This window comes from Streptomyces sp. NPDC001493, assembly GCF_053597235.1.
The window spans coordinates 1-12418 of record NZ_JBSFHV010000006.1 but is presented as its reverse complement, the minus strand read 5'-3'; the positions used below and the strand labels follow the sequence as shown (position 1 = coordinate 12418).

13 protein-coding genes are annotated in these 12418 nt (G+C 71.3%); 9 read left to right on the top strand and 4 right to left on the bottom strand.

The features are described 5' to 3' along the window. Nucleotides 1–2: 2 nt before the first annotated feature. The gene (locus tag ACWCWD_RS11120; protein ID WP_450771964.1) at nucleotides 3–1673 is read right to left on the bottom strand and encodes a sodium:solute symporter family protein; all 1671 of its coding nucleotides are present in this window, start codon (nucleotides 1671–1673) and stop codon (nucleotides 3–5) included. Nucleotides 1674–1918: 245 nt separating this feature from the next. Between ACWCWD_RS11120 and galT the strand changes: the two genes are divergently transcribed. From galT to ACWCWD_RS11100, 4 genes are all read left to right on the top strand, one after another. Next, nucleotides 1919–2962 carry a galactose-1-phosphate uridylyltransferase gene (gene galT, locus ACWCWD_RS11115; RefSeq protein ID WP_450771963.1) on the top strand — a complete coding sequence of 348 codons (1044 nt, stop codon included), beginning with the start codon at nucleotides 1919–1921 and terminating at the stop codon, nucleotides 2960–2962. Next, on the top strand, nucleotides 2959–3942 hold the full coding sequence (gene galE / locus ACWCWD_RS11110) for a UDP-glucose 4-epimerase GalE (RefSeq protein WP_450771961.1): 984 nt from the start codon (nucleotides 2959–2961) through the stop codon (nucleotides 3940–3942). The genes galT and galE overlap by 4 nt, the downstream gene beginning before the upstream one ends. Continuing rightward, a complete protein-coding gene (gene galK, locus ACWCWD_RS11105) occupies nucleotides 3939–5156 on the top strand; it encodes a galactokinase (RefSeq protein WP_450771959.1) in 1218 nt (405 codons plus the stop codon). Before galE ends, galK begins: the two co-directional genes overlap by 4 nt. Nucleotides 5157–5650: 494 nt before the next feature. Beyond that, nucleotides 5651–6394 (top strand): LuxR C-terminal-related transcriptional regulator, encoded by a 744-nt coding sequence (locus tag ACWCWD_RS11100; RefSeq protein WP_450771957.1) that lies wholly within the window; start codon nucleotides 5651–5653, stop codon nucleotides 6392–6394. Nucleotides 6395–6414: 20 nt separating this feature from the next. On the opposite strand, the gene ACWCWD_RS11095 is transcribed toward ACWCWD_RS11100, so the two are convergent. Continuing rightward, entirely contained in the window at nucleotides 6415–6912 is a 498-nt protein-coding gene (locus ACWCWD_RS11095; RefSeq protein WP_450771955.1) for a MarR family winged helix-turn-helix transcriptional regulator, read from the bottom strand. A gap of 87 nt (nucleotides 6913–6999) precedes the next feature. On the opposite strand from ACWCWD_RS11095, the gene ACWCWD_RS11090 reads away from it, so the two are divergent. The 4 genes from ACWCWD_RS11090 to ACWCWD_RS11075 all read left to right on the top strand — a co-directional run bounded on the left by ACWCWD_RS11090 (nucleotide 7000) and on the right by ACWCWD_RS11075 (nucleotide 9667). Continuing rightward, complete coding sequence (locus ACWCWD_RS11090) at nucleotides 7000–7821, top strand: trans-aconitate 2-methyltransferase (RefSeq protein WP_450771953.1); 822 nt, start codon at nucleotides 7000–7002, stop codon at nucleotides 7819–7821. Continuing rightward, complete coding sequence (locus ACWCWD_RS11085; protein ID WP_450771951.1) at nucleotides 7818–8195, top strand: glyoxalase; 378 nt, start codon at nucleotides 7818–7820, stop codon at nucleotides 8193–8195. The genes ACWCWD_RS11090 and ACWCWD_RS11085 overlap by 4 nt, the downstream gene beginning before the upstream one ends. A gap of 62 nt (nucleotides 8196–8257) precedes the next feature. Further along, the gene (locus tag ACWCWD_RS11080) at nucleotides 8258–9019 is read left to right on the top strand and encodes a hypothetical protein (RefSeq protein WP_450771950.1); all 762 of its coding nucleotides are present in this window, start codon (nucleotides 8258–8260) and stop codon (nucleotides 9017–9019) included. 78 nt (nucleotides 9020–9097) lie between these two features. After that, complete coding sequence (locus tag ACWCWD_RS11075) at nucleotides 9098–9667, top strand: Uma2 family endonuclease (RefSeq protein ID WP_450772348.1); 570 nt, start codon at nucleotides 9098–9100, stop codon at nucleotides 9665–9667. 106 nt (nucleotides 9668–9773) lie between these two features. Here the strand turns inward: ACWCWD_RS11075 and ACWCWD_RS11070 are convergent, their stop codons facing one another. Together ACWCWD_RS11070 and ACWCWD_RS11065 are read right to left on the bottom strand one after the other, a co-directional pair. Further along, a complete protein-coding gene (locus tag ACWCWD_RS11070) occupies nucleotides 9774–10460 on the bottom strand; it encodes a TetR family transcriptional regulator (protein WP_390960199.1) in 687 nt (228 codons plus the stop codon). Further along, entirely contained in the window at nucleotides 10457–11461 is a 1005-nt protein-coding gene (locus ACWCWD_RS11065; protein ID WP_450771948.1) for an acyl-CoA desaturase, read from the bottom strand. Before ACWCWD_RS11065 ends, ACWCWD_RS11070 begins: the two co-directional genes overlap by 4 nt. Before the next feature lie 355 nt (nucleotides 11462–11816). Between ACWCWD_RS11065 and ACWCWD_RS11060 the strand changes: the two genes are divergently transcribed. Next, a partial coding sequence (locus ACWCWD_RS11060; RefSeq protein ID WP_450771946.1) for a phosphoenolpyruvate carboxylase occupies nucleotides 11817–12418 on the top strand: 602 nt, incomplete at its 3' end.

Sequence of the window (12418 nt, the reverse complement as noted above, 5' to 3'; positions counted from 1 at the left end):
GATCAGAACGAGTAGGGGACGTAGCAGGCGGCGGCGATCACGATGGCGCCCCAGCCGAGCAGGGCCGGCTTGCGGTACCACGCGGAGTCGGACTCCTCGGGCACCTCGGGGGCGTCCGGGGACTCGGTGCCGTAGACCAGGCCGGCCAGTTCGGCTTCCGGCTTGGGGGCCGTGAAGAGGGTGACCAGGACCATGACGACCGCACCGGCGACGAAGCCGACGATGGCGGAGACGAAGTTCGCGCCCTGGTCGGTCGGGATGTCGATGATCCCCTGCTTGTAGAAGACGAAGTAGTTGATCATCGCGGCGGTGGTGCCCGCGACCAGGCCCCAGACGCCGGACTTCATCGAGGCGCGCTTCCAGAACATGCCGATGATGAAGACGACGAACATCGGGACGTTGAAGAACGAGAAGAGCGTCTGCAGGTAGCTCATGATGTTCGAGAAGCTCGACGCGATGAACGCCGTGCCGATCGAGGCCAGCACGCCGACGGCGGTGACGCCGCGGCCGAAGCGCAGGTAGTGCGCGTCCGGTGCGTCCTTGCGGATGTAGCGCGCGTAGATGTCCGTGGTGAACACCGTGTTGAACGACGAGACGTTGGCGGCCATACCGGCCATGAACGCGGCGAGCAGACCGGTCACCGCGATGCCGAGGACACCGTTCGGGAGCAGGTCACGCATCAGCAGCGGGATGGCGTCGTTGTACGTCAGGTCCGAGCGGTCGGTGCCGATGTTCGGGACGACGACGGCGGCGACCATGCCCGGGATCATCACCAGGAAGACGATGAAGATCTTGGGGAACGCGGCGATGAGCGGGGTGCGCTGCGCGGCCGAGAGGTTCTTCGCGGACAGGGCGCGCTGCACCTCGGCGAAGTTGGTCGTCCAGTAGCCGAAGGAGAGCACGAAGCCGAGGCCGAGGATGATCGTCAGCCAGTTGGCGCCGAGGGCGTTGCTGTCACCGATGCCCGTACCGCTCCAGGCGGACATGAACTTCGACCCGTGGCTCTTCGTCAGGGAGTCGGACAGGCCGTCCCAGCCGCCGACGCGCTTGAGACCCAGGATGGTCAGGGGTATGAGCGCGGCGAGGATGACGAAGAACTGGAGCACCTCGTTGTAGATCGCCGAGGAGAGCCCGCCGATGGTGATGTACACCAGGACGAAGATGCCCGCGACGGTGATCGCGACCCACTGCGGCCAGCCCAGCAGCGCCTCCACGACGATCGAGAGCGCGTAGAGGTTGACGCCGGCTATCAGGATGGCGGCGAAGGCGAACAGGGCGGAACTCAGCAGGTGGGCCGACTTGTCGAACCGCTGGAGGAGGAACTCCGGGACGGACCGGACCTTCGAGCGGTAGTAGAACGGCATCATCACCAGGCCGAGGAAGACCATGGCGGGGATGGCGCCGATCCAGTACCAGTGGACGACCGAGACGCCGTACTGCGCGCCGGTGGCCGCCATGCCGAGGATCTCCGTGGCGCCGAGGTTGGCGGCCACGAAGGCCAGACCGGTGACCCAGGCGGGCAGGGAGCGGCCGGAGAGGAAGAAGTCGAGGCTGGTCTTCACGCTGGCGCGGGCCGCGAAGCCGATGCCGAGGACCACGACGAAGTAGATGGCCAGGATTGTGTAATCGAGGCCGTTCGTGGGGAGCCGGAGCCCTTCAGCCAGATAGTTCATGGGGGGTACTCGCTTCGTTGCGCGAACTGAACCTGATGAAACTTACGCCCATGCATTCAATAACTGAACAAAGTTGCTGGTGTTCTTTGTTTGATCGTGATGCAGGGGGGCGAATTGACCCGATGTAAAGAACCAGGTCTCCACTAAATCGCACACAGGGCCACATCTTGTCTACAAAGAGTTACATCATTGACGCCTCTGTTCGATTGTGATTAATTGTGTTTAGTTATGTTTGGAGGAACCTGGTGAAGAAGACGGCAACGACCCTCGCCGACGGTCGGGAACTGATCTATTACGACTCCGCCGACGACGTCGTACGCGATGCGGTGGACCGCAGGCCGCTCGACGCCGTCGCCACCTCGTCCGAGATCCGGCGCGACCCGGTCCTGGGCGACGCGGTCGCCATCGCCTCCCACCGCCAGGGCCGCACCTACCACCCGCCGGCCGACGAGTGCCCGCTCTGCCCCTCGCGGGACGAGCGGCTCAGCGAGATCCCCGACGACAACTACGACGTCGTCGTCTTCGAGAACCGCTTCCCCTCGCTCGCCGGGGACTCCGGCCGCTGCGAGGTCGTCTGCTTCGCCTCCGACCACGACTCCTCCTTCGCCGATCTCACCGATGAGCAGGCCGCCCTCGTGCTGGAGGCCTGGACCGACCGCACCGCCGCCCTCTCCGAGCTCGACCAGGTCGCCCAGGTCTTCCCCTTCGAGAACCGCGGTGCCGAGATCGGTGTGACTCTGGGTCACCCCCATGGCCAGATCTACGGCTACCCCTTCGTGACGCCTCGAACCGAACTGATGTTGCGTTCGGCCGTCGCCCACCGCGAGGAGACCGGACGGAACCTCTTCGAGGACGTCGTCGCCCGTGAGATCGCCGAGGGCGACCGGATCGTCCTCACCGGCGAGCACTGGGTCGCGTTCGTCCCGTACGCCGCGCACTGGCCGTACGAGGTCCACCTCTATCCGCGCACCCGCGTCGCCGACTTCCGCGGGCTGGACGACGCCGCCCGCGCCGAGTTCCCGCAGATCTACCTGGAGCTGCTGCGGCGCTTCGACCGGATCTTCGGCCCCGACGCGCCCCCCACCCCGTACATCGCCGCCTGGCACCAGGCGCCGTTCCGCGCCCCCGGACGCGAGGAGCTCGCCCTCCACCTGGAGCTCTTCACCATCCGTCGCACCCCCGGCAAGCTGAAGTTCCTCGCCGGATCGGAGTCCGGCATGGGAGCGTTCATCAACGACGTGCCGCCGGAGACCGCGGCCGAGCGACTGCGAGAGGTAGCGAGCAAGTGAGCAGCAGCACCCCGAAGAAGTACCTGGTCACCGGCGGTGCCGGTTACGTGGGCAGCGTGGTCGCCACCCACCTGCTGGAGGCCGGGCACACCGTCACCGTGCTCGACGACCTCTCCACCGGCTTCCGCGAGGGCGTCCCCGCGGGCGCCGAGTTCATCGAGGGCCGCATCCAGGACGCCGCGAAGTGGCTCGACGCCTCCTACGACGCCGTCCTGCACTTCGCCGCGTTCTCCCAGGTCGGCGAGTCCGTCGTGAACCCGGAGAAGTACTGGCTCAACAACGTCGGCGGCACCACCGCGCTGCTCGCCGCGATGCGGGACGCCGGGGTGCGCACCCTCGTCTTCTCCTCCACCGCCGCCACCTACGGCGAGCCGGTCTCCAGCCCCATCACGGAGTCCGACCCGACCGCCCCCACCAACCCGTACGGCGCGACCAAGCTCGCCGTCGACCACATGATCACCGGGGAGGCCGCCGCCCACGGGCTGGCCGCCGTCTCGCTGCGCTACTTCAACGTGGCCGGCGCGTACGGGAACACCGGGGAGCGCCACGACCCCGAGTCCCACCTCATCCCGCTGGTCCTCCAGGTCGCCGCGGGCACGCGTGAGTCGATCAACGTCTACGGCGACGACTACCCCACCCCCGACGGCACCTGCGTCCGCGACTACATCCACGTCGCCGACCTCGCCGAGGCCCACCTCCTCGCGCTGGGCGCCGCCACCTCCGGCGAGCACCTCATCTGCAACCTGGGCAACGGCAACGGCTTCTCGGTCCGCCAGGTCATCGAGACCGTCCGCGAGGTCACCGGCCACCCGATCCCTGAGACCGCCGCCCCGCGCCGCGCCGGCGACCCGGCCGTCCTCGTCGCCTCCGCGGCCACCGCCCGCGAGCGCCTGGGCTGGACGCCGAGCCGCCCCGACCTGGCCGGTATCGTCGCGGACGCCTGGGCTTTCGCCCGCCGAGAGGGGACCACCGCATCATGACCGAGACACCCGAGAACACCGTCGCCGAGGCCGTCGCGACCACCGGACCGCTGGGCCAGGACGAGTTCATCGCCTCCTTCCGCGCGCTGTACGGCACCGAGCCCGAAGGGGTCTGGGCGGCCCCCGGGCGCGTCAACCTCATAGGCGAGTACACCGACTTCAACGACGGCTTCGTCATGCCGCTCGCCCTCCCGCACATCGCCCGTGCCGCCGTCGCCCGGCGCACCGACGGCCAGCTGCGGCTGCACTCCACCGACGTACCCGGCGGCATCGTGCAGCTCGCCGTCGACGGCCTGACCCCCAACGAGGGCCACGGCTGGGCCGCGTACCCGGCGGGTGTCGTCTGGGCGCTGCGCCGGGCCGGGCACGAGATCACCGGCGCGGACATCCAGGTCACCTCCACCGTGCCGACCGGCGCCGGGCTCTCCTCGTCCGCCGCCCTCGAAGTGGTCGTGGCGCTCGCGCTGAACGACCTCTTCGGCCTCGGCCTGACCGCCGCCGAACTGGCCGTCCTCGGCCAGGCCGCCGAGAACGACTTCGTCGGCGTGCCCTGCGGTGTCATGGACCAGATGGCGTCCGCCTGCTGCACCGACGGCCACGCCCTCCACCTGGACACCCGCGACCTCGCCGTGCGCCAGGTCCCCTTCGACCTCGCCGCGCACGGGCTGCGGCTGCTGGTCGTGGACACCCGCGTCAAGCACGCGCTGGGCGACGGCGCGTACGCCGAGCGCCGGGCCGGCTGCGAGGAGGGCGCCCGCCTGCTGGGGCTCGGCAAGCTGCGCGAGCTGGCGTACGAGGACCTCCCCGACGCCCTCGCCCGCCTTGAGGCGGCCGGCGCGGACGAGTCCGTGGTCCGCTACGTACGCCACGTGGTCAGCGACAACGCCCGGGTCGAGCAGGTCATCGCGCTGCTCGACGCCGGGGACGTACGCGCGGCGGGCCCGGTCCTCAACCAGGGCCACACCTCGCTCCGCGACGACCTGCGGGTCTCCTGCGAGGAGCTCGACCTCGCCGTGGCCACCGCGAACGCGGCCGGGGCGCTCGGCGCCCGCATGACCGGCGGCGGCTTCGGCGGCTCGGCGATCGTGCTGGTCGAGGAGTCCGACGCCGAGGCGGTCACCAAGTCGGTGCTCGACGCCTTCGCGGCGGCCGGCCATGCCACCCCGGGCATCTTCTCCGCCGTCCCCTCGGAGGGTGCGCGCCGCCTGGTCTGACGACCGTCCCGCACCGGACCCCCGCGTGTACGAGCGCCGGGCCCGGCCGTCCCCACGGCCGGTGTCCCGGCGCTCCGCCGTGTCGGTACGCCCGCCGTGTCCGTGCGCCCGGCGGCCCGTACGCCCGGTGGTTCGTCCACCCGGCGGCCCCGGGCCGGTGGCGCAGAATGCGGCCTCGTTCGTCCACTTCCGTCCCGGAACGGGACAGGAAGTACCCCTCGAACGCCGGGGACGGTCACTTCCGTGAATCGGCTTCCCCGGCACCCGTACGCCCGTACCCTGATGGGCAGCACCGGTGGGGGCCGGTGCCGTTCAGGGGCCGAGACGGGCGGTGCGGCACCCGGGCGCGGACGGTGGCGGGCTCGGTGCGTGCGGCGGGGCCGCGCGGACGGGTCTCCCGTCGCGGAGCTCGGGCGCCACGACCGCCCCGACGTGTTCCCACCCGGGTCCGGCCTCAGGACGGCGGACCGGGACCGTCCCACTGGGGGGTAGACGTGGCCCGTATCCGGGTTCTCGTGGTCGACGACCATCGAATTTTTGCCGAATCGCTCGCCGCGGCGCTCGCCGCCGAGCCGGACGTGGACGTGGCCGCCGCGGGCAGCGGCCCGGCCGCCCTGCGCTGCCTCGACCGCGCCGCCACCGAGGGCCGCGCCTACGACGTCATGCTGGTCGACGCCGAACTGGGCGGCACGCCCGCGGCGGGCGGGATCCCGCAGCAGGGGGGCCCGGTCGACGGGATCTCCCTCGTCTCGGGGGTCCGCGAGGCCCGGCCGGGCGTCCGTACGGTGGTCCTCGCCGAGCGGGACGATCCGCGCCGTGCGGCGGCGGCGCTCCAGGCGGGTGCCTCCGGCTGGGTCGCCAAGGACTGTTCCCTGCAACGCCTGTTGGCGGTCATCCGCGGGGTGCTGCGCGGCGAGACCCATCTGCCGCCGGCCCTGCTCACGGGCGTACTGCGGGAGTTGACGGCCGCGCGCAAGCACCGCACCGAGAGCGAGCTGCTGGTGGAGTCGCTCACCCCGCGCGAACGTGAGGTGCTGCGCTGCATGGTGGCGGGGCTGGGGCGGAAGGCGGTGGCCGAGCGGCTCTACCTCTCGCCGCACACGGTCCGTACGCACATGCAGAACGTCCTGGGCAAGCTCGGGGTGCACTCGACGCTGGCGGCCGTGGCGCTGGCCCGCAGGGCGGGTGTGGGCCCGGTCGACCTGACGTCCGAAGTGGTGCCGCTGGGGAGTGTCTGACACTCCCCGCGGGATAGTCCCTAGCCGGGGACGTTGTCGAACGGGGCGGTCAACTGGCGCAGCAGATCGGCGAGTTCGCCTCGCTGGCGGGCGGAGAGCTCGCCGAGGATGGCGCGTTCCTGGTCGAGCAGTCCGGCCAGCGACTGGTCGGCCTTGTCGCGCCCCTCGGCGGTCAGCCGGACCAGCACCCCGCGCCGGTCGTTGGGGTCGGGGAGGCGTTCCACCAGGTTCTTCTTGGTCAGCCGGTCGATGCGGTTGGTCATCGTGCCCGAGGTGACCAGGGTCTGGGTCAGCAGCTGGCCGGGGGAGAGCTGGTACGGGGCGCCGGCCCGGCGCAGCGACGTCAGGACGTCGAATTCCCAGGGCTCCAGGCTGTGCTCGGAGAAGGCGATGCGGCGGGCCCGGTCGAGGTGGCGCGCGAGGCGCGACACCCGGCTGAGGACCTCTAGTGGTTCCACGTCGAGGTCGGGGCGCTCGCGGCGCCATGCTGCGACCAGACGGTCGACCTCGTCCTCCATGTCGATCAGTGTAGAGGGTCCCTCGACATGAAGTCTCTTGGTTTCAAGTGTCTTGACGTCAAGATAGTCCGGGTGGATGCTGACGCCATGAGCCAATCCGTCTGGGACCCCGGCCAGTATCTCCGCCACGCGGAGCACCGCGAGCGCCCCTTCCGCGACCTCCTCGCCCGGGTGGGCGAACTCCCCGGTGGCCCCCGCCCCCGCATCGCCGACCTCGGCTGCGGCCCGGGGAACGTCACGGTCCTCCTCGCCGACCGGTGGCCCGGGGCCCGGATCACCGGCTACGACAACTCCCCGCAGATGCTGGAGCAGGCCCGTACCCACGCCACCGCCACGCTCGACTTCGCCGAGGCCGACGTCTCGGAGTGGACCCCCGCGGAGCCGTACGGCCTGATCGCCTCCAACGCCCTGCTCCAGTGGGTCCCCGGCCACGCCGACCGCTTCCCCGCCTGGCTCGACGGCCTCGCCCCCGGCGGCACCCTCGCCTTCCAGGTGCCCAGCAACTTCGGCGCCCCCAGCCACGCCCTGATGCGCGGCCTCGCCGAGTCCCCCCGCTGGCGCGGCCGCCTCGGCGGACTCCTCCGCCACGAGGACGCCGTCCTGGAGCCCGCCGCCTACCACGACCGGCTCACCGCGGCCGGGTGCGCGGCGGTCGACGTCTGGGAGACCACGTACCTCCAGGTCCTGCACGGCGACGACCCGGTGCTCGACTGGGTCAAGGGCACCGGCCTGCGCCCGGTCCTCGCCGCCCTCGCCGACGACCCGGAGGCCCTCGACGCCTTCCTCACCGAGTACCGCGACCTGCTGCGCACCGCCTACCCGCAGGGCCCGCACGGCACGGTCTTCCCGTTCCGCCGGATCTTCGCCGTCGCCCGGGTCGCGGGCGACGTGGGACAGGGGGACACGTGATCGCCGCCCTGGACCACGTACAGCTCGCCGCCCCTCCCGGCTCCGAGGACCTGCTGCGCGCCTTCTACGGAGGTGTTCTCTCCATGACCGAGGAGCCGAAGCCCCCGGCGCTCGCCGCACGGGGCGGCTGCTGGTTCCGGACCGGCCCGGACACCGCCCCGGTCCGCATCCACCTCGGCCTGGAGCAGGACTTCCGCCCCGCCGCCAAGGCCCACCCCGGGCTCCGCGTCACCGGGATCGACGCCCTCGCCGACCGCCTGGCCGCCCACGGCGCACCCGTCCACTGGGACGATACGCTCCCGGGCCACCGCCGCTTCCACAGCGAGGACCCGGTGGGCAACCGGCTGGAGTTCCTGGAGCCCGACGCCGGATAGCCCGCGCCCGGACCGGTAAACCCCTCGACGTGACGCACCGCTCCGGGGCAGGCTCCGCACTCGTGACGACGACGCAGCACGCCCTGCTCCAGCTGGTCCACCTGTCCGCCCGGAACAACGCCGAGTGGTGCGCGGTGATGTCCCGCACCCACGGGGTGCCGGGTGCCTTCGGGGCGCAGGCCTGGACGGCACCGGCCCGTACGCCGCTCTACTACCCCGACGCGGTGACCCTGGCCCCCGGCGCCGATCCGGACGAGGTCGCCGGGGGCATCGACCTCACCGCACCCGGCGCCACCGTCAAGGACAGCTTCGCCGACCTCGACCTCACGGCGGCCGGATTCCGGGTGCTGTTCGAGGCCGCGTGGATCCACCGCCCGGCCGGCCCGCCCCCCGCCTTCTCCGGCACCCCCTGGCAGGTCGCCGAGGACCCGGACGCGGTACGCGCCTGGGCGCGGGCCTGGGACGACGGCGACGGCGACGCGGACCTCTTCCGGCCCGCCCTCCTCGACGACCCGGACACCTTCCTGCTCGCCGCCCGCACCCCGGACGGCCGGATCACCGCCGGCGCGGTGGCGAGCCGCAGCGGGGGCCCCGGCGCTGTCCGTGAGGGCGGCGTCCTCGGCGGGGGCGTCCTCGGCCTCTCCAACGTCTTCGCCCGCGGCGGCGGCGCCGACGCCGCCTGGCCCGGGGCCCTCGACGCGGCGCACCGGCTCTTCCCGGGGCTGCCCGTGGTCGGCTACGAACACGGCGAAGACCTCGACACCGCCCTGCGCCACGGCTTCACCGCGACGGGCCCGCTGCGCGTCTGGCTGCACCACGGCTGACGGGGGAGACTTCGGCGTAGGGCCCGCGTACGGTCTGCCCGACCCTAAGCTGGGAGCAGGAGGTGCCCAGTGACGGTCATGGAACACCGGCCCCAGATGCGGGCCGAAGAGTTCGAGCGCATTGCCGCAGCCGCCGAGCGCGAGGGCGTCCGCATGGAGTTCATCCACGGCAGGCTGGGGGTCAAGGCCGTGCCCGACGGCGACCACGACGAGATCATCCGCTGGCTCACGCGACGTTGCATGCAGTACCGCCCCGAGCTGTGGCTCTACCCGGAGCGCGGCCTGAAGATCCAGACCTACCGCAACGGCAACGCCAAGCCCGACGGCACGCTGGCCCCCGAGGGGGTCTTCGCCGGCCAGGGCGAATGGGCCTTCCCCGACCAGGTCCTCATGATCGTCGAGGTCACCTCCTACGACGCCGACACCGACAAGCGCGACAGGGAGGAGAAGCCCGCCGCCTACGCCGAGACCGGCATCCCCCTGTACCTGCTCGTCGACCGCGACACCTGCGAGACCCTCGTCTACAGCGAGCCCGACGCCGGCTCCTACGCGAAGATCCTGCGCCGCCCATTCGGCAAGCCCATCGAGATCCCCGCCCCCGTCGGTTTCACCCTGGACACCGAGCCTCTCAAGGACTGGGTGCGCTGACCGGCCTCGGGCCCGGTCTTCCCGCCCGCACGGCCGTACGGAGAAAGGGGTCCCGCCACCCGAGTGGCGGGACCCCTTTCTCCGTACGCGCACGCCGCCGTGCGCCTCAGCTCTTGCGGTGCCCTATCAGCCGGGGCTTCGGCTCCAGGTTCTCCAGGCCGTGCCAGGCCAGGTTCACCAGGTGCGCCGCCACCTCCGCCTTGCGGGGCTTGCGGACGTCGAGCCACCACTGGCCGGTGAGGGCCACCATGCCGACCAGGGCCTGTGCGTAGAGCGGGGCCAGCTTCTGGTCGAAGCCCCGGGCCTTGAACTCCATGCCCAGGATGTCCTCCACCTGCGTGGCGATGTCGCTGATCAGCGAGGCGAAGGTGCCGGTGGACTGGGCGACCGGGGAGTCCCGGACCAGGATGCGGAAGCCGTCCGTGTACGTCTCGATGTAGTCGAGCAGCGCGAACGCCGCCTGTTCCAGCAGCTCACGCGGGTGCCCCGCGGTGAGGGCGCCCGTCACCATGTCCAGCAGCTGGCGCATCTCCCGGTCGACCACGACGGCGTACAGGCCCTCCTTGCCGCCGAAGTGTTCGTACACCACCGGCTTGGAGACCCCGGCGCGTGCCGCGATCTCCTCCACCGAGGTCCCTTCGAACCCCTTGTCGGCGAAGAGGGTGCGACCGATGTCCAGCAGCTGCTCGCGCCGCTCCTTCCCGGTCATCCGGACCCGCCGGGTCCGGCGTGCGGGGGGAGGGCTGCTCTTCTCGCTGCTCGTGCTGCCGTCGGTCGCCACGGTGCCCATCATGCCGCGTCGGCGGGCACGGCCTTGCGCCGGGACTCCTTGCGTCGTGCATCGATGCGGTCGGCGTCCGGCCAGCGGACGTCGTACGCCCAGCCGAGCTGTTCGAACCAGCGGATCAGCCGGGCGCTGGAATCGATCTGGCCGCGCATCACCCCGTGCCGGGCGCTCGTCGGGTCGGCGTGGTGCAGGTTGTGCCAGGACTCGCCGCAGGACAGTACGGCCAGCCACCACACGTTGCCCGACTTGTCGCGGGACTTGAAGGGGCGCTTGCCGACCGCGTGGCAGATCGAGTTGATCGCCCAGGTGACGTGGTGCAGCAGCGCCACCCGTACCAGCGAACCCCAGAAGAACGCGGTCGCCGCGCCCCACCACGACATCGTCACCAGCCCGCCGACCAGCGGCGGGATGGACAGCGAGATGATCGTGAAGGTCAGGAAGTGGCGCGAGATCGCCCTCATGGCCGGGTCCCTGACCAGGTCGGGGGCGTACTTCTGCTGCGGGGTCTGCTCCTCGTTGAACATCCACCCGATGTGCGCCCACCACAGCCCCTTCATCAGGGCGGGCAGCGTCTCGCCGAAGCGCCACGGCGAGTGGGGGTCGCCCTCCGCGTCGGAGAACCGGTGGTGCTTGCGGTGGTCGGCGACCCACCGCACCAGCGGTCCCTCCACCGCCAGGGAGCCGGCGACGGCGAGTGCGATGCGCAGCGGGCGCTTCGCCTTGAAGGAGCCGTGCGTGAAGTAGCGGTGGAAGCCGATCGTGACGCCGTGGCAGCCGATGTAGTACATCGCCACCATGAGCCCCAGATCGAGCCAGCTGACTCCGTGGCCCCAGGTCAGCGGCACCGCCGCCACCAGGGCCGCGAACGGCACCACGATGAAGAGGAGCAGGGCGATCTGCTCGATCGACCGCTTGCTGTCGCCGCCCAGCGTGCCGGAGGGGACAGGAGCGGGATCCGTTCCTGCCGGTGGGTCCGGCTGGTCGGTCAGGTCGGGGCTGATGGTCATGTGGTCCCCCGGGGGGTGAGGAGAACAGAACAAATCGGAATCGGCCTTGGCTACGGGACCGTAACCTACGGGATCGTAAGTACCGTAGTGACGCGGCCCACACCACCAGACCACGTTCCGGACGCCGTTCGTGGTATCTCGTGCCCCCGTACGGGTAAAGCCTGTACGGCTCCCGCCGTCGAATGCCCCGCCCCGTCCCACCCTGTGAGGCCACCGGACGCGCCGACGCCGGTGCCACATATCCTGGAAGGGTCGGACAGCGCGGTCCGCACCCCGCTCGTCCCGGGGGCGGCAACAGCACGCTGCGGCCGTTGGCCCCGGATTCGTGCTCTACCACTGCAAGGAGCCGCACACTGTGAGCAGTGCCGACCAGACCCCTGCCGCCAGCAGCCCCGAACTGCGGGCCGACATCCGCCGCCTCGGCGACCTGCTGGGCGAGACCCTGGTACGCCAGGAGGGCCCGGAACTCCTCGAACTCGTCGAACGCGTTCGCGCCCTCACCCGTACGGACGGCGAAGCGGCGGCCGAACTCCTCGGCGACACGGACCTGGAGACCGCGGCGCAGCTCGTGCGCGCCTTCTCCACCTATTTCCACCTGGCCAACGTCACCGAGCAGGTGCACCGCGCCCACGAGATGCGCGACCGGCGCGCCGCGGAGGGCGGGCTCCTCGCCCGTACCGCCGACCGCCTCAAGGACGCCGACCCCGAGCACCTGCGCGAGACGGTCAAGAACCTCAACGTGCGGCCGGTGTTCACGGCCCACCCCACCGAGGCCGCCCGCCGTTCGGTGCTGAACAAGCTGCGCCGTATCGCGGCCCTGCTGGAGACCCCGGTCATCGAGGCCGACCGCCGCCGCGTCGACCTGCGGCTCGCGGAGAACATCGACCTGATCTGGCAGACCGACGAGCTGCGTGTCGTCCGCCCGGAGCCGGCCGACGAGGCGCGCAACGCCATCTA